The sequence below is a fragment of the Sinorhizobium sp. RAC02 genome, from assembly GCF_001713395.1.
In the GTDB taxonomy this organism is placed as follows: domain Bacteria; phylum Pseudomonadota; class Alphaproteobacteria; order Rhizobiales; family Rhizobiaceae; genus Shinella.
Genome location: NZ_CP016452.1, coordinates 853,410 through 876,010, shown reverse-complemented (window position 1 = coordinate 876,010; position 22,601 = coordinate 853,410). Strand labels below are relative to the sequence as shown.

Here is a 22,601-nt window from a genome sequence, read left to right as displayed (position 1 = left end):
CTGCTCCATCCCGTCGATATCGTTTGCGGGAAGCGGCAGCCCGATACCGCAGCCGGCGTCGACACCCTCAGCTCAGGCTTTCACTCGCGCGGCCGTCGGATCGTACAATGGGTCGAGGTGGATTTTTGCCGGTGTACGCTCCATAGCGACGACCAGCTCGTAGGTGCCCCCCGCGAGAAAGGCATCGTCCACGCCCTCGGCGCGGCGCACATAGCCGTAGCCGACATTCTTGCCGAGCGTGTAGCCGTAACCACCGCTGGTGAGATAACCGACAGGCTCACCGTTCCGGAGAATCGTCTCGCGGCCGACGAGCACGACATTCGGGTCGTCGACCGTGAAGCCGGCGAATGCCTTTTTGCGCAGTTCGCCCTGCGCCGTTTCCAGCGCCCGGCGGCCGAGGAAGTCGGTGTCCTTGCGCAGCTTCACCGCCCAGCCGAGGCCGGCGTCGAAGGGCGTGTCGTTCGGCGTGATGTCCGAACCCCAGGCGCGATAGCCTTTTTCAAGGCGCAGCGATTCCAGCGCCCGGTAGCCGACAGGGCGGATGTTGGAGGCAGCCCCCGCCGCCATCAGCGTGTCGAAGACGCTTCCGATGGCGCCGATCGGCACATGCAACTCCCAGCCGAGTTCGCCGACATAGGTAACGCGCAGCGCCCGAACCGGGTGTCCTGCAATCGAAATCTCCCGCACATGACCGAACGGGAAGCCGGCATTGGACACATCTGCGTCGGTCACCGCCGAAAGCACGGCGCGTGCCTTTGGTCCCATCAATGAGAGCGTGCCGAACTCTTCGGTCACGTCGCGAAGCGTCACGTCGAGGCCTGCCGGAATGTGATCTTCGATCCAGCCGAGATCATGCGTGCGGAAACCGGTGCCCGTGACGATGTAGAACTTGTCCTCCGACAGTCGCGCGACCGTCAGGTCCGCCTCGATGCCGCCGCGGCTGTTGAGAAGCTGCGTATAGGTGAGCCGGCCAGCGGGCTTGCCGGTGTCGTTGGCGCAGATCCAGTCGAGCGCCTTCAACGCGTCCGGCCCCGTCATTTCATACTTGGCGAAGGACGACTGGTCGAAGATGCCGACGGCTTCGCGCACATGGCGGTGTTCCTCGCCGACGGCGGAGAACCAGTTCTGCCGACCCATCGAATAGACGTCCTTCGGCTCCTTGCCGTCAGGCGCGAACCAGTTCGGGCGCTCCCAGCCGAGCTTCGAGCCGAAGACGGCGCCATGTGCCTTCAGGCGCTCATAAAGCGGCGAGACGACATGCGGGCGGCCGCTTTCGTATTCCTCATGCGGGAAGCCGATCGTGTAGTGTTTGCCGTAAGCCTCCAACGTGCGGTCGAGCACCCATTGGCGATCCCGGTGCATGCCGGCGAAGCGGCGGATATCGACGACCCAGAGGTCGAGTGGCGCTTCGCCATCGACCACCCATTGCGCCAGCACCCAGCCGGCCCCGCCGCCCGACGCAATGCCGAACGCATTGAAGCCGGCGCCGACGAACATGTTCTTGCACTCCGGCGCGACGCCGAGAATGAAGTTGCCGTCCGGCGTAAAGCTCTCCGGCCCGTTGATCATCTGTTTCACACCGACTGTTTCCAGCGCCGGCACGCGGGCAATCGCCTCTGCCATATGCTGCTCGAAATGGTCGAAGTCGTCATCGAACAGCCGATAGGCCCAGTCGTCCGGCACGTCGCCGGTCGTCCAGGGTTGCGGGTTTGGCTCATAGCCCCCCATGACAAGCCCGCCGACTTCCTCCTTGAAGTAGGTGCGGCGGTCGGGATCGCGGATGGTCGGGGCGTCCGTCGATAGGCCGGGGACCTTTTCGGTGATGATATACTGGTGCTTGACCGGCTGGAGCGGCACGTTGATGCCCGCCATGGCGCCCACCTGCCGTGCCCACTGACCGGCGCAGTTGACAACCTTGTCGCAGGCAATGTCGCCGAGCGTGGTGCGCACGTGCGTGATGTGGCCATCCTTCATCTCGAAGCCCGTGACACGCACGTTCTCGACGATCTTCGCGCCGTGCATGCGCGCGCCTCTGGCGAGCGACTGGGTAATATCAGAGGGGCTTGCCTGCCCGTCCGTCGGCAGCCAGCTGGCGCCGACGAGATCACCGACCTCCATCAAGGGCCACATGGCCTTCACCTCCTGCGGCGTCAGCAAGTGCATGTCCATGCCGAAGCTTTTGGCGGTCGTGGCGAGGCGGCGGAATTCGGTCCAGCGGTTCTGATTGGTGGCAAGGCGCAGGCAGCCGGTCATCTTCCAGCCGGTGGCAAGGCCCGTTTCCGCCTCCAGCCCCTTGTAGAGATCGACCGAATATTTGAGCACCCGGGTGATCGAGGCCGAGGAACGCAGCTGGCCGACGAGGCCCGCCGCATGCCAGGTCGAGCCGGAGGTCAGCGTGCCCTGCTCGAGGAGGACCACATTCGCCTTGTGATCACGCGCGAGGTGATAGGCCGTCGAGCAGCCGATGATGCCGCCGCCGATGACAACGATCTCGGCATGGGATGGCAGGGTCATTTGATTCGTTTCCCGTATGTGGATCTGTAATGGTCGAGCGCCTGATCGAGACGGTCGAGATTTTCGCTCGTGTAGCCGACATAGTCGGCGCCGGGTGCGGTGAGGTGCAGTTCGGAAACCATGCTCCACATTGCCTCACGCAACAGGGAGGCGCATTGCATGGCAGCGTGGGAGTGGAGGAGCGCAGCGTCGGGCGCGCCGCCAAAGTAGGCAGCGAGAAAGTCGTCCGCTTGCTCGGGCGAAAGACCGGCATTCGACGTCGCGCCAGCCAGATCGAACATCGCCGTCGAAAAGCCGGCATATTCGAAGTCGATCAGCCAGAGCCGCTCCCCGTCATCGAGGATGTTAGCCGGCAAGAGATCGTTGTGGCCGAAGACGATCGGCAGCGGTGCCTGCACGGCCTCCAGTTCGTCGGCAAGGGCGAGATAGCCGGGCAGATGCCGCGTCATGCGGCTGTTGCCGGCCTTCAGGGTGCGGGCATAGTCGCGCACGACATGGAAGGGCCAGAACAGGAAGGCCGCACCGCTGATTTCCGCGGGCATTTCCATGTGAAAGCGCCGCAGCACCTCTGCCACCCGCCGCCGCTCGGCAACGACGTCTGCCGCGCCAAAGGTTTTTGCGCCGAGATACGCGGAGACCATGACGCCGGGTTCGGCGTAGTGCACCGCCGGCCCGAAGCCCGCCGCATGCGCTGCCCGGGCGGTCATCAGTTCGCGATCGCGGAAGACGTGATGGAACGGATAATCCCTGCCGAAGCGCACCACGTGGCGCCCCGCGCTGTCACGGACAAGATAGCTTTCATTGCTGATGCCGCCCTTCAGGGGCGCAATCTCTATGTGGCCACTCCAGCACGGCATGGCCCGGATGCGATCTTCGACCGTGCGGCTGAGCTCGGCATGCCCATCCATTCATTTCCTCCCGCGCTCCCCATAAAGTGGAGCCGCCCTCGCACGCGGTTCCCCGGTTGTTTTCTCTCGACGACGCGCACCGTCAATGTCATGCGGGAGGAAAGCGGCTGTCAATCCTCAAATGTGGCTTTTTCTGCCTTTATGACCGTTTTTGAAGCTTTCTTGCCAGCCGCCTCGCGAAGGATTATGAAGTGGGAGAACGCATTGCGGGCTCGAAGATCATGAACCACTCCAAACGCCACAACGACATTCTCCGGCTCCTCCAGCAGGACGGCACCGTGACGATTGCAGACCTCGCGCAAAGGCTCGACGTTTCGCTGGAAACCGTGCGGCGCGACATCAAGCCGCTGACGACGAACGGCACCGTCGTGAAGATGCATGGTGCCGTGGCGCTGCCCTCCATCGTCGGCGAGGCGCCTTTCGAAAAACGCATGCGGGAGAACAGCGAGGCCAAGAAGGCGATTGCGGTTGCGCTGGCTGCGACCATTCGCGACGGCGATTCGATCATGCTCGATACGGGCACGACGACAAGCTATCTCGCTCGCGAGCTTCTCGGCCACCGCCGCCTGACGGTCGTCACCAATTCCTCCGACATCGCGCGCACGCTGTCGACGGTCAACGACAACCGCGTCTATATGGCGGGCGGCGAGCTGCGCAGCGACAATGGTGCTGCCTTCGGCATATCGGCCATCGAGTTCATCAGCCACTTCACGGTGGGCCACGCCGTCATCTCGACCGGGGCGATCGATGCCGCGATCGGGATTATGGACTATGATTTGGAGGAAGCGGAGTTCGCCCGCGCCGTCGTCGCACAAGGCCGTCGTGCGATCGTCGTCACCGACCATACGAAATTCGGCCGGCAGGGCCTGGTGCGGGTTTGCGACTTCAGCACGCTCACGGACCTCTTCACCGACAAGGCTCCTCCGCGCGACGTTTCGGCGGCACTGAAGACGGCCGGGGTCACTGTAACGCTTGCATGACGCCAGGCGAAAAACGGCCCGGCGAGGTCCGCCGAGCCGTTTGCATGGAGAGGAATATCAGTTCATTGCCGACCACTGGCGACGAACTTCATCCGCATCCTTGTTGAGATGGACATGGGCGTCGACATGATCGACCCAGTCGAGCGGGATGAGATGATGCTGCCCATCCTCGGAGTCTTTCCGGGTAAGCTTGATGCGGCTGTCACCTTCCATGTGGTCGACAGTGCCGACATGGCGCCCATCGGCGGCGCGGACTTCCATATGTTCGCGAATTTCGTTTGCAGCGACCATGGATGTTCTCCTTTTCGGTAATGGTTTGCAAAGAGGAAACGCAGGCGGTCGGCCCGCGGTTCCTTTCTGATCCATTGCCGCAGCCCACAGGTGGCCCTGGCGCTATTTCCGGTGATGGACGGCCTGCAGGCCATAGACCGGTGTCGGAAGCCCTTCCATGCGCGCCTTCAGTTGCAGCGAAAGATACTGCGAATAGTGGCGGGACTGGTGCAGGTTTCCGCCGTGGAACCACAGCGCCTCCTGCTGCGTCGGCTTCCACATGTTGCGTTGCTCGCCCTCCCACGGCCCCGGATCCTTCGGCGTATCGGAGCCCAGGCCCCAGACCTTGCCGACCGTGTCGGCGGTTTCCTGATCGATGAGATCGGCGACCCAGCCGTTCATCGAGCCATAGCCTGTCGCATAGACGATGACGTCGGCCGGGATTTCCGCGCCGTTCGAGAGCTTTATGGCGTTCTTCGTGATCTCCTCGACCTGTCCCACGGCAAGCTTGACCTTGCCGTCAATGATGAGCTGCGAGGCGCCGATATCGATATAGTAGCCGGACCCGCGGCGCAGGTACTTCATGAAGAGGCCCGATCCATCCGCGCCCCAGTCGAGCTGGAAGCCGGCCTTTTCCAGCGCCGCATAGAAGTCCGCATCGCGCTCGCGCATCTTGTCGTAGAGCGGAATCTGGAACGTGTGCATGATACGGTATGGAAGCGAGGCGAAGATGAGGTCGGCCTTGGCCGTCGTCATGCCGTTCGCCAATGCCTGTTCGGAGTAGAGCGAGCCGAGGCCGATATCCATCAGCGTGTCGGACCGCACGATGTGGGTGGTCGAGCGCTGGATCATGGTGACATCGACGCCCGCCTCGTGAAGGGCCGCGCAGATGTCGTGGGCCGAGTTGTTCGAGCCGACGACCACCACCTTTTTACCCTTGTAGCCATCCGGCCCCGGATGCTGGGACGAGTGATGTTGTTCGCCCTCGAAGCGATCGCGACCGTTGAAGTCCGGAATGTTCGCCTTGCCGGACATGCCGGTTGCGAAGACCAGCTGTTTCGGCCGAAGCACGACCTCCTCGCCGTCGCGATCGACGACGATCGTCCATTCCTTCGCCGCCTCGTCCCATTTCGCCGACTTGGCGGTCGAGCGAGTCCAGTAGTTCAGCTCCATGACCTTGGTGTAGAATTCCAACCAGTCGCCGATCTTGTCTTTCGGCGCGAAGACCGGCCAGTTCTTCGGAAAATCGATATAGGGCAGATGATCGTACCAGACGGGATCGTGCAGGCAGAGTGACTTGTAGCGCTTGCGCCAGCTGTCGCCCGGCCGGTCGTTCTTTTCAAGAATGATCGTCGGCACACCAAGCTGGCGCAGCCGCGCACCGAGCGCAATGCCGCCCTGCCCGCCACCGATGATGACGGTATAGGGCTGCTTCTCGTAGCCGAGCGTACGCTCCTCGTCCTCACGCTCTTCCTTCCAGGTCTTGGCGCCGATGTTCTGGCCATGTCGGGCGCCGAGCGGGCGGGTGAAGCCGATCTTTTCTTCGTGGCCCTTGAGTTCCCCAAGCGCCGTCAAAAGCGTCCAGATGAGGCCGTTCTTGAAACGCACCAGCCCGTAGCCGCGCCCGGTCGCCGTCTCGAACGAAATCCAGCTTTCCAGGACGCCGTCACTTTCGGTCGCCTCCTCGCCGGTCGCCACGCGCCAGTTCGAGGGTTTTGCCGTGGCGAGCTGGGCCTGCAACATGTCGCGAACCTGGTCACGGCCCTCGACGGTCTTGAGGTTCCAGGTGAAGGCGACGAGGTCGCGCCAGTAGCATTCCTCGGCGAACAGATTGACGGCGTCGTCGATGCGGCCGGTTTCGAGTGCTGCGCCGAATGTGTCGAGAAGCGCCTGGACGCGGGTGGTGGGGGTTTTGTCGAGCATGGTTTCTCCTCCTGCTATCTCCCGCACAGAGAGCAGCAAGCGGCGTGCCAAATTCCGTTTCCACTGATTTATGAGCAGGTTAGAGGAAAGCACAGGCTGCGAAGCGGCGGAATGCAACAGGTGGCGTGCAACAGGTGTTGCAGCGGCTGCATCAGTTGAGGCGCTTCAGGCGGCGATGAATGGTCGAGCGGTTGACGCCGAGCTTTCGGGCCAGTGCTGAGATGTTGTTGTCGCAATCGTCGAGCGCACGGCGCAAGGCGTCCTCATCACCCGCGGCGGTGGCGGCCGGCGCGGCGAAAAGATGATCCGGCAGGCAATCGGGATCGATGACGCCGCCCTCCGACAGGGCCGCGGCCACGCGGAGCGCGTTGGAAAGCTCGCGCAGATTGCCCGGCCAGCCATGAGCGAGAAGGGCCGCGCGCGCCGCCTTATCGATCCGGTAGGTTGCGCCGTCGTCCTTTTCGACGCGGCTGAGAAGCTGGTCGATCAGCCAACCAAGATCCTCCCGCTCGCGCAACGGGGGCAAAGCGAGTGTCGCCGCGTTCAGGCGGTAATAGAGGTCCTGCCGGAAGCGCCCCTCCTTCACCAGTTCCGCCAGATCACGGTGGGATGCCGAGAGCACCCGCAGGCGGACCGGCCGCGCCTTCAGCGCCCCGACCGGCTGCACTTCATTTTCCGAGAGAACGCGCAGCAGCCGGCTTTGCAGGGCAAGCGGCATGTCGCCGATCTCGTCGAGGAACAGCGTGCCGCCGTTCGCTTCCTCGATCAGGCCACGTTTGCCTTTCTGGCTGGCGCCGGTGAAGGCGCCAGGCGTGTAGCCGAAGAGTTCGGATTCGATGAGGTGTTCCGGGATCGCCGCGCAATTGACGGCAACGAAATTGCCGTCACCGCCACAACCATCGTGGATCGCCCGCGCCAGATATTCCTTGCCGCTGCCCGTTTCGCCCTGGATGAGGATCGGGATATTGCGCGCCGCCAGTTTCGCCGCACGGGCCTGCATCCTTTCCATAGCGGCATCGCCGTGGCTGAGGTCGCGCAGCGCCCGCGGCAGGCGCGGCTCCGATGGGACGGTCGAGCGCAGGTTGACAGCGGGCGCGATGGCACTGGCAAAAAGCACCAGACCGTTGCGCGCCCGAAGTAGTCTTTCGCCATTCGGCCGGCCGCGCATGAAGCGTGGCAGGTCGTCGACGTCGATATCGAAAACCTGCGAAATCGGCTGGCCGAGAACGTCGCGCGTCGAAAGCCCGCCGAGATCCATCGCGCGGGCGAGCGCGCCAAACCCGCCATGGGTCATGCCGGTGATGCGGCCGCTGCCATCGAGCGCGATGGCGGCATCCGGGTCGACATCAAGGAATTCCGGCGAGCGGGCAAGGCGCAACACCCAGTCGTTGCGGGTGCGGGTCATGAGATTGGCAAGCTCGATACGTCGCGTCGTGGAGGCGACCAGATGCAGCGCGAGCTGCTGGCTGGCCTTGGCCGTCGGCGAGCGGAGCTGGGAAATATCGAGCACGGCGGTAAGGCCGCCCAGCGTATCGAAGATGGGCGCTGCGGTGCAGGTCAGTCCGATATGGCTGGTGTCGAAATGATCGTCCTGATGGATGATCACCGGTTCGCCGGAGACGAGGCAGGCACCGACGGCGCAGGTGCCGGCCCGGTTTTCCGACCATTCAGAACCGAGATAGAGCCCCGCCCGGCGCAACTGGTTATCGAAGGTGGGGTCGCCCATGAAGTCGACGGTCACGCCACGCGCATCCGACAGGAGAAGGACGTAGTTCTGCTCGGCGATCTGGTTGAACAGCGTTTCGAGGCCGGAGCGGCCGATGCGGATGAGTTCTTCCGCCTGCTCGCGATGCTCGCGCAGCTTCAGCTCCGGAACGATATAGGCTTCCTGCGCGATTGTCGGATCGAGCTTGTAATCGTTGAGACAGCGCAGCCAGGACTGGACGACGGGCGCATCGCGCGGGCTGACCGCGCCCATGCCGACGCGTTCGATCTCCCGTATGTGCGACAATGTCGACACCATCCAGATATCCTCCCGCACCTATGGTGGCACAGGAGGCGATCTGCGACAATCCACTCAATCGGACCATTCAATCAGCGCCGAGCGCGACGGCCGGTTGGAGCCGCGAGGCGTTGCGGGCGGGCAGGTAACCGAAGACGAGGCCGGTGAGGAACGAGCAGGCGAAGGCGAGTGCTACGGGGCCGACCGTAAAGCTCACCGGCAGACCGAAGACCTGCGCAAGCCCACCGACGGACAAGCCCAGCACGACGCCGATGGCGCCACCGATCGCCGAGACGACGAGCGCCTCGATGAGGAACTGCAGCAGGATATCGCGCTGGCGCGCGCCCGTGGCCATGCGCACGCCGATCTCGCGCGTTCGTTCGCGCACGCTCACCAGCATGATGTTCATAACCCCGATGCCGCCGACGAGAAGCGAGATGGCGGCGACCGAACCGAGGAAGAGCTTCATCGTGTTCGAGGTTTCGGTAAAGGCCTCACGCACCGAGGACATGTTGGTGATCTGCGTGTCCTCGGCCTTGTGGCGCTCGTTGAGCAAGGCCTGAATGGCTTCCTGCGTCAGGTCTATCGCCGAGGCGTCCTCGACCTGCACGGTGATGGTGCGCACGTTGCGCTGGCCGAAGAGCCGCATGCTGCCGGTCGAGAGCGGCACGAGGATCACGTCATCCTGGTCGTTGCCGCCGGCGCTCGCTCCCATCTCGCTCATCACGCCGATCACCTGGAAGGGGATCTTGTTGACCAGCACATATTGGCCGAGCGGATTGCCGCCGTCCGGAAACAGCGTCTTGGCTACCGTCTGGCCGAGCACGGCGACCGGCGCATAGGTGTCCATGTCGTCCGCATTGATGAACTCGCCCGAGGCGACCGTCCAGCTCTTGGCGCGCGGGAACTGCGGCACCGTGCCGTTCGCCGTCGTCTGATAATCGATGTTGCCGTGGCGCAGCGTCACGGTGCTCGTCATTTCCGGCACGGCGAAGGTGACATTCGGCACTTCCAGAATGGCATCGGCGTCCGCGGGAATGAGCGTCACCGGGATGCCACCACTGGCGCCGCGAAAATTCGCCATGCTGGGCCGAACAAGCAGCAGGTCGGATCCCATCGAGGAGATGCGGTCGAGCACGGAATTCTGTGCACCCGTACCGATCGCCAGCATGGCAACCACCGAGCCGACGCCGATGACGATGCCGAGCAAGGTCAGCACGGTGCGGAACAGGTTGGCGTGCAGGGCCCGGATCGCCATCTTGACCGCTTCGGAAACATCGGCGATCGCGGCGGAACCTTCCTTCACTGCCTTTTGCAGGCTGGCTGCCGCCACCGGGGACGGGCGTGGCTTGCGGGCGCGGTCGGAGGTGATGCGGCCGTCGCGGATCTCGATCAGCCGGTCGGCGGCTTCCGCCACCTCGCGCGAATGGGTAATGAGGATGATCGTATGACCATCCTGGTGCATCCTGTGCAGCAGGGCCATCACCTCTTCGCCGCTCTGGCTGTCGAGTGCGCCGGTCGGTTCGTCGGCGAGGATGACGCGGCCGCCATTCATCAGCGCGCGGGCGATCGAGACGCGCTGCTGCTGGCCGCCGGAGAGCTGGTTCGGCCGGTGGTCGAGCCGGTCGCCGAGCTTCAGCGAGGAAAGCAGCATGTCTGCCCGCTCCTGCCGGTCGCGCGCCGAAATGCCGGCATAGATCGCCGGTACCTCGACATTTTCACGGGCGCTGGCCGTCGGGATGAGGTTGTAGCTCTGGAACACGAAGCCGAAGGTGCGGCGGCGCAGGGCCGCCAGGTCGTCGGTTTCGAAATCGGAAACCGGCTCGCCATCGATCAGATAGGTGCCGGTGGTCGGCTGGTCGAGGCAGCCGAGAATGTTCATCAGCGTCGACTTGCCGGAGCCGGACTGGCCGATGATCGCGACGAACTCCCCCGCCTCGATGTCGAGCGAGACGCCGTGCAGCACCTCCACGGCGAAACCGTCGTTGAAATAGGTCTTCGTGACGTCCTTGAGCGATATGAGCGCCGTCATGGCAACCTCCTCAGAACATCGGTGGCATGCGCATGTTGCGCCGCGAACCCCGATTGCTCGCGGCACCGCCATCGGCAGAACCGGAGCCAACGATGACCCGGTCGCCTTCTGCAAGGCCGCTTTTCACTTCGACGCTCACACGGTTGCGAATGCCGGTTTCGACGTCGCGCACGTCGTTGCCGCCGGACGCCGTGACGACCGTCACCTGCGCCTGGGGATTGCCGTCGCCGCGCTTCATCGTTACGGCCCCGCTCGGCACGACCAGCACGTCGCGTGCGGCAGCCTGCACGAAGAACACCTGCGCGCTCATCGATATCATCAGTTCGCCGTCCGCGTTCGGCACGTCGAACAGGGCATTGTAGAGCACGACATTGTTTTCGACCGTCGGCGACGGCTCAACCTGCCGGAGCGTGCCCGTGAAGCGTTTTCCCGGCTGGCCGAGCAGCGTGAAATAGGCCTCCATGCCGACTTTGAGGCGGCCGACATCCGCTTCCGAGACTTCGGCGCGCACCGTCATGGTCGAGAGGTCGCCGATCGTGACGATGGTCGGCGCCGTCTGGCTGGCGTTCAGCGTCTGGCCTTCCTTCACCGGATTGGCGACGATGGTGCCGGCCATGGGCGCATAGATCTTGGTATAGCCGAGATCGACCTCGTCGCCGGCGAGCGTCGCCTGCTGCTTGCGGATCTGGGCCTCGGTCGCGTTGACATCCGCCTCGGCGGCGGCGAGGTCGGCGACAGCCTGGTCGAGCGCCTGCTGGGCGGCGGCATTGCCGGCAACCAGATTGAGCTGGCGGGCGATGTTTGCCTGCTTGAAGACAAGTTGTGCCTTCTTGGATTCGAGTTGCGCCTGGAGATTGGCCAGCTCCGCGCGGTTGATCTCGATACGGTTCTCGATTGTTGCCGGGTCGATCTCGGCAATCAGCTGGTCCTTCGTGACAACATCACCGATCTCGACATGCATCGCCTTGAGCTGGCCGGAAACCTGTGCACCGGCATCGACCGACTTCACGGCCTCCAGCGTACCGACCGCCGTCACCGCATTTTCGATATCGCCGCGCACGACGGGCTGCGTGATGATCGCCGTCGTCGTCTCGGCCGGCGCGTAGGCGCGCCAGCCATAATAGCCAGCACCGGCGATGAGCGCGATCACCGGAAGCCAGATCCAGGCACGCGACCGTCGCTTGCGCCGGACGGGCGGGGTCGCGCCCGGCATGAAGGTCACATTGGCGTGGCCACCCTCTTCGCCGGGCGTCTCATCTTTTTTCGGTCGTGCGGTCTTGGTCATCGGTGTTCCTCGGATCGAGGTCATGCCTCTGCCGTCCCTTTGATAGACATGTGACACCGCCCACCCCGAAGTTGAAGCCCTTGGGATCATTATATTTTCGTAATGTTTCCTCATTGGGGCGTTAGCGGGAGGCGACCGATAACCGCGCCGCCCCTCCGCAAGGGCGGCGGAAGGTCGTCTGCATCACGCCGCTTTTTCCACCCGATTTCGCAGGCTCATGCCGACCATGACCATGCGGGCGGCGTCCTCCGCTGCGTGCGCGAGCAGCTTCGGCGCGGATGAAATCGCGTCCTCCAGCGAGCAAGGCCGCGTCAGAATGGAGGCGAAGGCATCGATACCCTGCTCGAAATTCAGCCGCACGCCCTTGCCGATCGTGCCGGCCAGCGCGATGACGGGGACACCCGCACGCTTTGCCCGCTGTGCCACCTCTGCCGGTACCTTGCCGAACGGCGTCTGGCCGTCGAGGCTGCCCTCCGCAGTGATGACGAGGTCCGCCTCGGCAATGAAGCGGTCAAGCTCCAGATATTGCATGACGATATCGTAGCGCGGATGCAGCTTGCCGCCGAGCAGACCGAGAACCGCCGCGCCAAGCCCGCCCGACGCCCCCGAACCGGGTGCCATGCCCACCTCGATGCCTGTCGTATCCCGGATGCTTGCGGCGTAGGTTTCCATCGCGGCCGCGAGAACCTCCACCTGTTCGGGCGTGGCACCCTTCTGGGGGCCGAAGACCCGGGCAACACCGCGCTCGCCGAGCAGCACATTGTGCCAGTTGACGGCGGCATCGATACGGACAGTGTCCAGGCGCGGATCGCGGCCGGACAGATCGATCGCGGCGAGATCGGCGAGCGCTGCACCACCACGCGGCAGAAGGTCACCTTCGCTGTCGAGAAGCCGGATACCCAGCGCCTCGGCCATGCCGGCGCCACCATCGTTGATACCGCTATCGCCGCAGCCGAGCAGGATGCGACGGGCACCGCGGTCAAGCGCAGCGCGCACGAGTTCGCCGACGCCGTAGCTCGTCGTCAGGCAGGGATTGCGACGGCCGCGGGGAACAAGGCTGAGCCCGGCGGCAGCCGCCATCTCGATGACCGCCGTCGGTTCGCTGCATCCGCCGAGAAAACCGAAATGCGCCTCGACCGGATCGTTGATGGGACCGGTTACCGTTAGGTGATGAAGCGTACCGCCTGTTGCCTTGACGAGGGCCTTGGTGAAGCCCTCCCCGCCATCGGCCATCGGCGCCTTCAGCACAATGGCCTCGGGGAACGCCCGGAGTACGCCCTTTTCGATGCAATCGGCGGCTTCGTCCGCCGAGAGGCTTTCCTTGAAACCGGAGGGGGCGACAAGAACCGTGAAAGACATGGATCGTTCCTTTTCTATTGTGACAATGCTGTGACAGGGGAGGAACGACGCGCTTCGATTTCTATTCCACCAACGGCGAAAAAAAGTTAGCCGGCTCAATAAAAAAGGCCGCCAACGGCGACCTTTTTGTCTCGTTCTCAGGCGCTTCAGCGCAGAGGCAGGCCTTGCAGGGGCCAGACGAGCGTGGCGAAGAAGAGAAGCAACGCGATGAACGGCACGATCAGGAAGCTCGCTAGCCGAAGCAGATCGGTCTGCCCAAAGGGTGGAGGATCCATGGCACCGAACAAGGCGACCGGCTTGGCGGAGACCATCAGCGTCTGGCAAAAGCCGCTCGCCAAAGTTACCACCATCACGAGATTGAGCGGATCGACCCCGAGACCCGCCAACGGCAAGGCAAGGGCCGGGATGAGCACCGTCGCCCGCGCCGTGCGGGATGTGATCACGAGGTGGGAGAGCGTTGCCACGACGGCGGCAAAACCGATGACGACCACGGGCCAAGCGGCCACACCTTGCCCCAGCAGCCCGACCAGGCGGTCAGCCAGCACCTTTGCCGTGCCGGTTTCAAGCAGCGCTTCGCCGATGACGAGGGTGCCGGCGAGAAAGAGCAAAAGGTTCCATTCGACGCCTTTCAGCGCTGTCTTGAGCGAAAGGCCGGAAACCCGCTCGGTCGCCAGCACAAGGGCAGCGGCAATGGCAGTCAACGCCATGCCGATACCGTGGAGCGGCTGGGTCGCGAAGAGCAGGATCATCACGCCGGCAACGGCGAGCACCGTCCATTGCTGCCGCGTGACCGGTACTGGGTCGCCGTCTTGCTGGCGTTGCGCGAGCACGAGTGTCCGTTCCTCGCGCGTCAGGAAGGCATGCAGGAGGGCGCCGCAGGCGAAAAGGCAGCAAAGCAGCGAAAACGGGCCGGCAAGCGCTATCCAGGCCAGGAAGCCAGGTCCCTCGCCCCGCACGCGCTCCATCATGTCGGCAGCGACGAGATGGGCGCCGGCGCCGATCAGCGAAGCACCGGCGGACAACAGAATGATAGACGGGAAGAGCAGCGCCAATGCCCGGTTTACCCGCGCATTGGCGATTGCTGCCGAAAGGCCGAGATAGACCGGCGCCAAGATGGCCGCGCGCGCGGAGGTCGACGGGATGACGAAGGCGGTGGCGAAAATCAGGAGCGTGAGTGCCCAGAACAGGCTCTGCACGGTGTTGATACGGTCGAGCAGACGGCCGATGACCTGCTCGACCACGCCGACCTGCCGCAGTACAGCCGCCACGACGAACGCCGCCAGCATCAGCCAGACGATCTCGTTGCCGAGCGAGCGGTAAAGCACGTCCTCGTCAATGGCGCCGACGACCGGCAGGATCGCCGCACCGGCAAGCGCTACGGGCGTATCCGGCAATTCCAGAATGGTCCAGGCGGTGATCGCCGCGACGAAGACCGCGAGTGTGAGCCGCATCGGCATGGTGAGGCCATCGATCGCCAGAAAGATCAGCATGGCGCTGAAGGCGAGGACGATCATCGCGACGATCTGCCGGACACGGGCAAGCGGCATGGTTGGCACGGCCGCGGCGGACGGTACCCCGCGCCGGTCGGCGCGGGGCTCGGGAGGGGCGATTGCGTAAAGGGTCACGATGCCCTCCTTTCAGTTTTCTGCCGGGGTCTCAGTCGTCGTCCGAGGAGGAGTTGGAGGACGAGTTCGAGCTCGAATTGCTCGAGGAGTTGGACGAACTGTTCGAATTGGAGTTGCTCGACGAATTCGAACTGCGGTTCGAGTTCGAATTCGAGCTGGAATTCCGCGAGGAATTCGATGACGAATTGGAGTTGCGGTTGGAACTCCAGCCGCCACGACGGTCGTCGTCCCGGTCACGTTTGTAGCGCGCCTGGCTCTTGCTGCTGTGCGTCATCTTCTTGAGAAAACGAAAAACCGGATCGTCGGCGACGGCAGGCGTCGGTGCGGCGGCACCGACCACCAGGAATGCACTCAGGATGGCGATGACCTTCTTCATGGCGTTTCTCCTTTGAAAGACAGCCTCGTTGGCTGCAAGGGAGAAACGGCCGCGAGAGGTACCTATTCCACAAAAATGAAAATATTTTCAATGGGATGGACGAATTTTCCGGCGCACGCGGCATCACCGCCGCTGCGACGTGCAACGGCGGTGAAAAATGGTTGATGCAGGTTCCAGACTACCGCTGGGCGCGGGCGAATTTCCGGTACCAGCCATCCGAGGCGAGGGTCTTGCGCAGGATCGTCTGGCGAACGCTGCCCTCGCCTTCGCTTTCGGCACGGATATCCGCATCGAGGTCGGATGTGTCGCGGCGGAAGGGAATGACCTGCACGATCGGCGTGCCGCGCTCCAGTACGTGCAGGCCATCCTCTCCGGTGGCGAAGAACGGAAAGTGGATTTCCGACTGGTAGGTATCGGTGTCGACCACGCCCGCAACAATCTCGAAAATGCCATTCGGCCGGTTGAGCGGCGGCACGAAGAGGCAGCTCCAGCCGGGCGGCGTGCGTATGGTCCAGTAGTTGTGGAACTTGCACGGCGGCAGCGGTTCGCGCGGATTGCCGGCGACCTGATGGCTGGCATGGTTGCTTACGAGCGTACGGTCGAAATCCCAGCCGCAATCGACCTGCCTGCCGCCGTCGGAGATTTCCATGCGCACGGTCCCCGCAAGCCCGATCACCCAGCCCGCAGCCATGGCATCGAGGAAAGGCATGCAACGCTTGACGGTGATGCCACTGTTGTTCGGCGAAACATGCGCCGCGTCGACGGGCGGCAGCTTGCGGAACCATTCGGGCAAGGCGGTCTTGGCGCGGATCGGGGCCGGGATGACACCCTCGTCTTCCTTGCGGCAGAGAAAGGTCAGCCGGGACTGCGGTTTCTTCAGAAAGGCAATTGCCATCGCTGTTCTCCTCGTCATTGGATGCGAGAAGAACGGCGGTGGCGAAGTCCTATTCCCGGTTGGTCGAAAAATTTCTGCCGGGAGCATATGGGGCGTCAGGTGAGCCGGTAGAGTTGCACCGGCCGCTTCGGCGCGCGCTTGATGACGCCCTTTGCCTCAAGGTCGAGCTGCACGGCCTTCATCCACCAGCCGGCCTTGTGCCGCTCGGGAAAGTCCGTCTCCGACAGGAACGGCATCAACGCATCCTGTGCCTGCGCGACAGTCAGGCCGGGGGCCTTGTCCGGCAGAGCGGCGATAAGAGCCGTGCACATCGCCATGTATTTCGTCCGGTCGACCCGTTCGGTACGGCCGGGAACATTGATGTTCTCAATTTCGATCTTCTCGGGTTTCTCAGGCATCGATTGCCCCCCCGACAGCGATTTTCGGATTGCGGAAACCCATGGCGATCCATGCCGCCAGAAGTTTTGCATAGAAGGTGACGGTGTGGGTCTTGAGGTTCGGCATGTCGGACGGCAGGCCGGACGGATCGGCGAGATCGCCAACCATTGTCCGCAACTCGGCCTTCGGCCGCGTCTCTACCGGCCAGAGATGCAGGTAGAGGCTAAGCCAGTGGGCGCCCTTCATCTCCAGAAAGACCGGCGTGTTGCAGCAGGTGGCGACGACGCGGCGCGAGCGGGCTGTCGGTGACAGGCGAAATTCCTTGAGGTTTTCCTCACCTGACAGGATGCGGATTCGGTCCTTGCGGTATTCCGCGGCGGGCGTCGCATGGTAGGCGGTCAGGGTGTTGCGAGCGCCGGGGAGTGTCGCCAGGCGTCCGGCCGCAGCCCGGCAGCTGTTGCACAAGCATTCGGAAACGAGGATCGGGTTTCCCGCTACTTCAAGGTGCGTCTGCCCGCAGGCGCATCCGATATGGGTCAATCTGCTCATCTGCGTCATCCTCCGTGACGTTAAACAAGTGTCGAATGTATCGCTCGAGGTGATCGAGGCTTTCCCGCGCCAGCGCGGGGTTATTGCCTGCTTTCGCCAGGACGAAACCGCCCTGGATGACGGCCTGCGTGTGGCGCGCCAGGCTTTCGGCCGTCCAGTCTGCCGAGATGCCGTGTTCCTTTCGCGCCATCTCGATGTCGTCTTCCAGCGTCGCCGTGTGGCCGAATATGCTGCGGCCGCAGGCATCGCGTATGTCGGGCGCACTTTCGTAGACTTCCTGCGCCATCGTGCCGACGAGGCAGGTGAATTCCTTCAACGCGCCGGCAATGATCGCCTTGCGGAAGGCGACATAGGCGAGAACCCGCGCCAGCGGATCGCCCGGTTCATGATAGGGCGCGGCGGCAAAGAAAGCCGATGTGGTCTCCGCCCAGAATTCCGCCGCCGCCACGCCGAGAGCCTCCTTGCTCCCGAAGTGGTGGAAGAACGCCCCCTTCGTGACGTCAGCGGCCTGGCACAGATCGTCGACGCTCGTGGCTGCAAAGCCCTTTTCGCGGATGATATCGCGCGCCGCCTCCAGCAGGCGGATCCGGGCGTTGCCGCGTTCGGGCGAATGTTTCGTTGGTCTCGACATGACGAAAACATACCATACGGTTGGTATGCGTCAAGTATAAGTTTATATCAACCTATCTCACCATTGGTCCATTCCTGCGGCTGACGGTAACCGCTGGCCATCAACGCTTTGCACAAGCGCGGCAAACACGATCATATCGCGTGTGATGATCCTGCTTATGGGGCGAGCGCGCTGCGCTCTTCCTCCGGAGAAAGCGGTGCGCCCGCCTGGATGGAAGCCAGGTAGGCGTCGATCGTTTCCTGCGAGGAGGCCGGGACATAACCATCGGCCGACGGGGCGGTCAGCGCCAGCCGCGTCGTCCAGCCGTCCTGCTGGCGGCAGGCAATGGTGAGCGTGCGGCCGGCCGGCTCCTTCACCTCGTATTCACGGCAAACGTCGCCGCGTTCATCACGAAACGTGGCGATGACATGCAGAACCTTGCCCGAAGCATCGAGCGCGACGTCCTTGCCTGAAGCCTCCCGGTCGAGGGCCGAAGCTATCTCAGCACCGGAACCCGCGGCCGGCGGCCCCATCCGCCCGATCGAAAAGCCAACGACGCCGGCAACCGCCGCAACGACACTTGCGGCAAGCGGCATCAGCCAGCGCCGTGCCACCGGTGCCGCAGCCTGCTGTGGCCGCGGGTGGAAGGCAACGACGTTGTCCTGTGGCTTGTCCGCCGCGCGCTGGGCATCTTCGGCCATCCGGCGAACCGACGCGAGAAGCGCCTCCGGCACGGGTTCGTCGATCAGCGGCTTCAGGGCATCGCCCACCAGCCGGCGGCTGTCGAGGAAGACTGCGAGCCTTTCGGCAAGCGCATCGTCGGCGGCAAGCGCCTCTTCGAGCGCCTGGCTTTGCGCCTCGTCCAGCTCGCCGTCGGCGAAAGCCATCAATGTTTCGTCGTCGAATTCCTGCTTGATCATAGAGCGCCGCCTTTCATATCGGGCGAACGTCTTTCGCCAAAACTTATTCCCGTCAGCTCTATCAAATTTTTCCGTGCCCGCGCGAGGCGGCTCATCACGGTACCGATCGGAATGGACAGAACGTCGGCCGCATCGCGATAGCTAAGCTCCTCGACACAGACCAGAACCAGCACTTCGCGCTGTTCTTCCGGCAGCTTCTGGAGCGCAGCCATCACCTCGGCAAGATCCATGCGGGCGTGGGCGGCGGCCTCGCCGGACGGAACGGAAACGTCGCGCGCCTCGTCGATATCATCGTGGGGACCGGCGGTCTTCTGGCGGCGAAGATGGTCGATCCACAGGTTCCGCAGGATGCGGAACATCCAGGCATCGAACCGGCTATCGGGCGCAAAACTGCCGGCAGCCAGGATGGCGCGTTCGCAGGCGGCCTGTACCAGATCGTCGGCCAGTTCCCGCGAACGGCAGAGCGAAATGGCAAAACGTCTGAGGTTCGGCAGGAAGGCCACAAGCCGTTCCGGCACGGGGATGCGGATAAAAAGTTGGACTGGTTATGCGTTAAGCCCAAGGCTGTTTCGATATTCGATGGGACTGAGGGCGCCAAGTGACAATTTGATGCGCTTTTCGTTGTACCAATGGATGTAGGCGTCCACCTCTCTGACGAACTGCTCGATCGTGGTCGCCCTCCAGTCTCTAGGATAGAAGAGTTCTGTTTTCAGCCGACCGAAGAAGCCTTCGCAGGCCGCGTTGTCTTGCGAACAGCCCTTGCGGGACATTGAGCGGACCAACTTTGCATTGCCTATCCTGGTGAGCCACCCCGGCCAGCGATAGTGGGCTCCGCGATCAGAATGAACGATAGGCCGTGCATCAACATCGGCCACGGTTTCGATCGCGGCTTCCAGCATGGTATTGACCAGCCCCGCATCCGGCTGCGTTCCAATGGACCAGCTTATGACCATGCCGTCGAAGCAGTCGATGATCGGCGAGAGGTACACCTTACCCGCTGGGATCTGGAACTCGGTGATGTCCGTCAGCCACTTTTGGTTCGGCGCCTCGGCCTGGAAGTCACGATTGATCAGGTTCTCAGGCGCCGGACTAATCTCTCCCAGATAAGAACCGAAGCGGCGGCGCTTTGGCCTGGGGACGATCAAGCTTTCCTGTTTCATCAGCCGCTGCACAACCTTTTCCGAGATCATCACACGCTCTCGCGCCAACGACGCCTGCAGTCTTCTATAGCCGTAGCAGCGATGGTTGGTTTCGAAGATTTCGATGATGCTACGACGGATGGCGACATACTTGTCCGCCAAGCTCGCACGGGCGCGATGGTAGAAGTATGAGCTTCGTGGCAGCCTCAACTGGGCAAGCAGCTCTGGTAGTCGATAGAGATCCTTGAGGGCGTCAACCAGCCTCGTCTTCTCCCGGTTGCTCAGGAGTGGCAGATCGACGCCCAGGCCTTTTTTTAAGAGTTCATTGGCCTTCTTCAAGAGATCATGTTCGAGCTGCAATTGGCGGACATCGCGTTGGAGGGCTTCAAGCTGTCGCTCGAGTTCCTCGCGGTCTGGCGCCGGCGGAGACGTATTGCGGCGTTTCATAGATGAGGGAGCCTCATGACCGAGTAGCTGGTTCTTCCAGTTGTACAAGGTCGGTCTGCATACGCCCAGCCGGTCCGCTACATCTTGAGCACTTTCCTCTCCACTGCAAAGCCCGATGACACCGGCCTGTTTCAACGCCTCAGGATATGCCGGCCGCCAAGAGCGACCGACTATCGACGTTCTGGCTTCCGGAAATGCTTCCCGGATCCATGCGGTCAAGGTTCCGCGACCGGGATAACCCAAGTCCCTCATCGTCGAAGCGATACAGCGATCGTGACAAAGGTAATGCTCAACAGCCGCCTGCTTCTGAGCCTCAGAATACTTTGGAGTTTTAGCCGCACAACGTGCACGCAAGTCACGATGCTGCTCGTACTCTCGGCACCAAGCCTTCAATGCATTCTTGGTGGGATAACCTAGCTGACGAATGGTCGCCTTAACGCGCTTGCCAAGCTTTATATACAGTTCAACCGCTCGAATTCTGTCTGCGTAGGAATACATGAACGACCTCCTGGTGGTCCAAGTTTTCGTCCGCATCCCCGGGATTTGCGCCGAGAAGTGACCATCCTTATGGTCAGGACTCGTTGATCACAGCCATAAGATGACAGTTGCGGGCAGAGCGAGGCAGAGAGGAATACAGTCGGACATCGGTCGTATCGGGTGGCGATGCGGCGCCAATCCTGGAGACGACCGAACATGATCTCCCTCGATGGGTTCTGAGCAGCGTTTCTCGGTTCAACTCATAGAGAAGTGATTTGTTTTGCTGAAGCGACGACCTCGGCGATCCCGATCACCGAATATAGAACTGGTTTTGCGGCGAAGCCCTTCGGGCTGAAAAGTTCAGGCGTTTCCGAGCCTAGCCCACAGTAAACCCTCTCACCCCAAGGCCGCATCCAACGCTGCGATAAAATCCCATGAGCCTCTTCTCAGCAAATGCGGAACGGTGGCAGAGCGCGTGGCAGGAACAGACATCCCGGAGATGGGACCATCGCCGACTTTGACCGACAGGGCCTTGGCCGCGACCCTAAAGAACAAAATCCACCAGCATTTTGATATTCAACCCCGCGATGACGATCGCGATCAGCAGCGCCAGCGCCGTCAGCCAACGCGGCGCGATGAGCTCTCCCATTTTCCGGCGATCAGCCGTGAACATCACGAGCGGGAAGACCGCGAAGGAAAGCTGGAGGCTGAGGACGACCTGCGTGAGGATGAGGAGTTGGGCCGTTCCGCTGTCGCCATAAGTGATGGTAACGCCGGCAGCCGGAATGATGGCGATCCCCCGCGTGATCAACCGCCGCAACCAGGGTGCCAGGCGCATGCGCAGGAACCCTTCCATGACCACCTGTCCGGCCAGCGTCGCCGTCACCGTCGAGTTGATGCCGCAGCACAGGAGCGCCACGCCGAAGAGCGTGGGGGCGAGGGCGATCCCGAGAAGCGGCGCCAGAAGATTGTGCGCCTCGCCGAGTTCGGCGATGTCCGTGCGGCCTGTCGCGTGAAAGGCCGCGGCGGCGAGGATCAGGATGGAAGCATTCACCAGGAGCGCGAACATGAGCGCCACGGTGGAATCGATCGTCGCGAACGTCAGTGCCTCGCGCCGCTCGGCAAGCGTCTCCCCATAGGCACGCGTCTGGACGATCCCGGAATGCAGATAGAGATTGTGCGGCATGACGGTCGCCCCCAGAATGCCGAGCGCGAGGTAGAGCATGTCCGGATTGGTGACGATCTCGGTCGTCGGCGCAAAGCCGCGGATGACCTCGCCCCAGTCCGGATCCGCAAGACCGATCTGGACAGCGAAGCAAACGGCGATGATGCCGAGCAGGGCAATGACGAAGGCCTCGAGCCATCGGAAGCCCAGGCGCTGCAGGTAGAGGATCAGGAACACGTCCAGCGCCGTGATGATGACGCCGATTTCCAGCGGGATGCCGAAGATCAGGTTGAGGCCGATCGCCGTGCCGATGACCTCGGCAATATCGGTAGCGATGATGGCGATTTCCGCCAGAAGCCAGAGGCCGATCGCCACGGGGCGAGAAAAGGCGTCGCGACAGGCCTGCGCCAAGTCGCGGCCCGAGGCGATCGCCAGCCGCGCGCACAGCGATTGCAGAACGATCGCCATGATGTTGGACACCAGCGCCACGACAAGCAGCGTGTAGCCGAAACGCGACCCGCCGGCGAGCGAGGTCGCCCAGTTGCCCGGATCCATGTAGCCGACGGCGACGAGATAACCCGGTCCGAAGAAGGCAAGTGCCCGCCGGAGCGTCGATGCATCCTTCCTGACTGGGATGGAGCGATGAACATCGGAGAGGGAGACGTCTCCGCCCGCGTGCAACCAACCTTCCCGGCGCGTATCCATGTTCGATCCACTAGTTGCAAATGCTATTGCAAGTCATTCGCA

19 protein-coding genes and 1 pseudogene are annotated in these 22,601 nt (G+C 62.9%); 1 reads left to right on the top strand and 19 read right to left on the bottom strand.

The window, feature by feature from the left end; genetic code table 11:
- Nucleotides 1-72 precede the first annotated feature (72 nt).
- Complete coding sequence (locus tag BSY16_RS25220) at nt 73-2,514, bottom strand: GcvT family protein (RefSeq protein ID WP_069062547.1); 2,442 nt, start codon at nt 2,512-2,514, stop codon at nt 73-75.
- Nucleotides 2,511-3,422 (bottom strand): choline/ethanolamine kinase family protein, encoded by a 912-nt coding sequence (locus BSY16_RS25215; protein ID WP_069062546.1) that lies wholly within the window; start codon nt 3,420-3,422, stop codon nt 2,511-2,513. Before BSY16_RS25215 ends, BSY16_RS25220 begins: the two co-directional genes overlap by 4 nt.
- 221 nt (nt 3,423-3,643) lie before the next feature.
- Between BSY16_RS25215 and BSY16_RS25210 the strand changes: the two genes are divergently transcribed.
- A complete protein-coding gene (locus BSY16_RS25210; RefSeq protein ID WP_069062545.1) occupies nt 3,644-4,402 on the top strand; it encodes a DeoR/GlpR family DNA-binding transcription regulator in 759 nt (252 codons plus the stop codon).
- A 57-nt stretch (nt 4,403-4,459) separates the two neighbouring features.
- Here the strand turns inward: BSY16_RS25210 and BSY16_RS25205 are convergent, their stop codons facing one another.
- The 17 genes and pseudogenes from BSY16_RS25205 to BSY16_RS25130 form a co-directional block, all read right to left on the bottom strand.
- The gene (locus tag BSY16_RS25205) at nt 4,460-4,693 is read right to left on the bottom strand and encodes a DUF2171 domain-containing protein (protein WP_069062544.1); all 234 of its coding nucleotides are present in this window, start codon (nt 4,691-4,693) and stop codon (nt 4,460-4,462) included.
- 102 nt (nt 4,694-4,795) lie between these two features.
- The gene (locus BSY16_RS25200) at nt 4,796-6,595 is read right to left on the bottom strand and encodes an NAD(P)/FAD-dependent oxidoreductase (protein WP_069062543.1); all 1,800 of its coding nucleotides are present in this window, start codon (nt 6,593-6,595) and stop codon (nt 4,796-4,798) included.
- A 151-nt stretch (nt 6,596-6,746) separates the two neighbouring features.
- Complete coding sequence (locus BSY16_RS25195) at nt 6,747-8,618, bottom strand: sigma-54-dependent Fis family transcriptional regulator (RefSeq protein WP_069062542.1); 1,872 nt, start codon at nt 8,616-8,618, stop codon at nt 6,747-6,749.
- Between the two features lie 67 nt (nt 8,619-8,685).
- On the bottom strand, nt 8,686-10,629 hold the full coding sequence (locus BSY16_RS25190; RefSeq protein ID WP_069062541.1) for a MacB family efflux pump subunit: 1,944 nt from the start codon (nt 10,627-10,629) through the stop codon (nt 8,686-8,688).
- Between the two features lie 10 nt (nt 10,630-10,639).
- The gene (locus BSY16_RS25185) at nt 10,640-11,914 is read right to left on the bottom strand and encodes an efflux RND transporter periplasmic adaptor subunit (protein WP_069062540.1); all 1,275 of its coding nucleotides are present in this window, start codon (nt 11,912-11,914) and stop codon (nt 10,640-10,642) included.
- Between the two features lie 183 nt (nt 11,915-12,097).
- Nucleotides 12,098-13,273, bottom strand: coding sequence for a glycerate kinase family protein (locus tag BSY16_RS25180; RefSeq protein WP_069062539.1), 1,176 nt, complete (start codon nt 13,271-13,273; stop codon nt 12,098-12,100).
- Nucleotides 13,274-13,419: 146 nt separating this feature from the next.
- The gene (locus BSY16_RS25175; RefSeq protein WP_286157342.1) at nt 13,420-14,898 is read right to left on the bottom strand and encodes an SLC13 family permease; all 1,479 of its coding nucleotides are present in this window, start codon (nt 14,896-14,898) and stop codon (nt 13,420-13,422) included.
- A gap of 31 nt (nt 14,899-14,929) precedes the next feature.
- Complete coding sequence (locus BSY16_RS32555) at nt 14,930-15,274, bottom strand: hypothetical protein (RefSeq protein ID WP_069062537.1); 345 nt, start codon at nt 15,272-15,274, stop codon at nt 14,930-14,932.
- Between the two features lie 178 nt (nt 15,275-15,452).
- Nucleotides 15,453-16,169: a DUF6065 family protein gene (locus BSY16_RS25165; protein WP_069062536.1), complete on the bottom strand. Its 717-nt coding sequence runs from the start codon at nt 16,167-16,169 to the stop codon at nt 15,453-15,455.
- Nucleotides 16,170-16,264: 95 nt separating this feature from the next.
- Nucleotides 16,265-16,567: a DUF6958 family protein gene (locus BSY16_RS25160; RefSeq protein ID WP_069062535.1), complete on the bottom strand. Its 303-nt coding sequence runs from the start codon at nt 16,565-16,567 to the stop codon at nt 16,265-16,267.
- The gene (locus BSY16_RS25155) at nt 16,560-17,096 is read right to left on the bottom strand and encodes a GFA family protein (RefSeq protein ID WP_069062534.1); all 537 of its coding nucleotides are present in this window, start codon (nt 17,094-17,096) and stop codon (nt 16,560-16,562) included. The genes BSY16_RS25160 and BSY16_RS25155 overlap by 8 nt, the downstream gene beginning before the upstream one ends.
- Nucleotides 17,047-17,727 (bottom strand): TetR/AcrR family transcriptional regulator, encoded by a 681-nt coding sequence (locus tag BSY16_RS25150; protein ID WP_069062533.1) that lies wholly within the window; start codon nt 17,725-17,727, stop codon nt 17,047-17,049. The genes BSY16_RS25155 and BSY16_RS25150 overlap by 50 nt, the downstream gene beginning before the upstream one ends.
- A gap of 155 nt (nt 17,728-17,882) precedes the next feature.
- Nucleotides 17,883-18,626, bottom strand: a complete 744-nt coding sequence (locus BSY16_RS25145) for a hypothetical protein (protein WP_069062532.1) — start codon at nt 18,624-18,626, stop codon at nt 17,883-17,885.
- Nucleotides 18,623-19,156 carry an RNA polymerase sigma factor gene (locus BSY16_RS25140; RefSeq protein ID WP_069062531.1) on the bottom strand — a complete coding sequence of 178 codons (534 nt, stop codon included), beginning with the start codon at nt 19,154-19,156 and terminating at the stop codon, nt 18,623-18,625. The genes BSY16_RS25145 and BSY16_RS25140 overlap by 4 nt, the downstream gene beginning before the upstream one ends.
- A gap of 15 nt (nt 19,157-19,171) precedes the next feature.
- The gene (locus tag BSY16_RS25135; protein WP_069061375.1) at nt 19,172-20,710 is read right to left on the bottom strand and encodes an IS3 family transposase; all 1,539 of its coding nucleotides are present in this window, start codon (nt 20,708-20,710) and stop codon (nt 19,172-19,174) included.
- Between the two features lie 87 nt (nt 20,711-20,797).
- Nucleotides 20,798-20,913: pseudogene (locus BSY16_RS32175) on the bottom strand (IS5/IS1182 family transposase); the annotation flags it as partial.
- A gap of 320 nt (nt 20,914-21,233) precedes the next feature.
- Nucleotides 21,234-22,559 (bottom strand): Nramp family divalent metal transporter, encoded by a 1,326-nt coding sequence (locus BSY16_RS25130; RefSeq protein ID WP_069062530.1) that lies wholly within the window; start codon nt 22,557-22,559, stop codon nt 21,234-21,236.
- Between the last annotated feature and the right edge of the window lie 42 nt (nt 22,560-22,601).

Bases quoted from the DNA above. Each gene is read 5' to 3' on its own strand.
- BSY16_RS25220 (WP_069062547.1), bottom strand. From the start codon at position 2,514: ATGACCCTGCCATCCCATGCCGAGATCGTTGTCATCGGCGGCGGCATC.
- BSY16_RS25215 (WP_069062546.1), bottom strand. From the start codon at position 3,422: ATGGATGGGCATGCCGAGCTCAGCCGCACGGTCGAAGATCGCATCCGG.
- BSY16_RS25210 (WP_069062545.1), top strand. From the start codon at position 3,644: ATGAACCACTCCAAACGCCACAACGACATTCTCCGGCTCCTCCAGCAG.
- BSY16_RS25205 (WP_069062544.1), bottom strand. From the start codon at position 4,693: ATGGTCGCTGCAAACGAAATTCGCGAACATATGGAAGTCCGCGCCGCC.
- BSY16_RS25200 (WP_069062543.1), bottom strand. From the start codon at position 6,595: ATGCTCGACAAAACCCCCACCACCCGCGTCCAGGCGCTTCTCGACACA.
- BSY16_RS25195 (WP_069062542.1), bottom strand. From the start codon at position 8,618: ATGGTGTCGACATTGTCGCACATACGGGAGATCGAACGCGTCGGCATG.
- BSY16_RS25190 (WP_069062541.1), bottom strand. From the start codon at position 10,629: ATGACGGCGCTCATATCGCTCAAGGACGTCACGAAGACCTATTTCAAC.
- BSY16_RS25185 (WP_069062540.1), bottom strand. From the start codon at position 11,914: ATGACCAAGACCGCACGACCGAAAAAAGATGAGACGCCCGGCGAAGAG.
- BSY16_RS25180 (WP_069062539.1), bottom strand. From the start codon at position 13,273: ATGTCTTTCACGGTTCTTGTCGCCCCCTCCGGTTTCAAGGAAAGCCTC.
- BSY16_RS32555 (WP_069062537.1), bottom strand. From the start codon at position 15,274: ATGAAGAAGGTCATCGCCATCCTGAGTGCATTCCTGGTGGTCGGTGCC.
- BSY16_RS25165 (WP_069062536.1), bottom strand. From the start codon at position 16,169: ATGGCAATTGCCTTTCTGAAGAAACCGCAGTCCCGGCTGACCTTTCTC.
- BSY16_RS25160 (WP_069062535.1), bottom strand. From the start codon at position 16,567: ATGCCTGAGAAACCCGAGAAGATCGAAATTGAGAACATCAATGTTCCC.
- BSY16_RS25155 (WP_069062534.1), bottom strand. From the start codon at position 17,096: ATGAGCAGATTGACCCATATCGGATGCGCCTGCGGGCAGACGCACCTT.
- BSY16_RS25150 (WP_069062533.1), bottom strand. From the start codon at position 17,727: ATGTCGAGACCAACGAAACATTCGCCCGAACGCGGCAACGCCCGGATC.
- BSY16_RS25145 (WP_069062532.1), bottom strand. From the start codon at position 18,626: ATGATCAAGCAGGAATTCGACGACGAAACATTGATGGCTTTCGCCGAC.
- BSY16_RS25135 (WP_069061375.1), bottom strand. From the start codon at position 20,710: ATGTATTCCTACGCAGACAGAATTCGAGCGGTTGAACTGTATATAAAG.
- BSY16_RS25130 (WP_069062530.1), bottom strand. From the start codon at position 22,559: ATGGATACGCGCCGGGAAGGTTGGTTGCACGCGGGCGGAGACGTCTCC.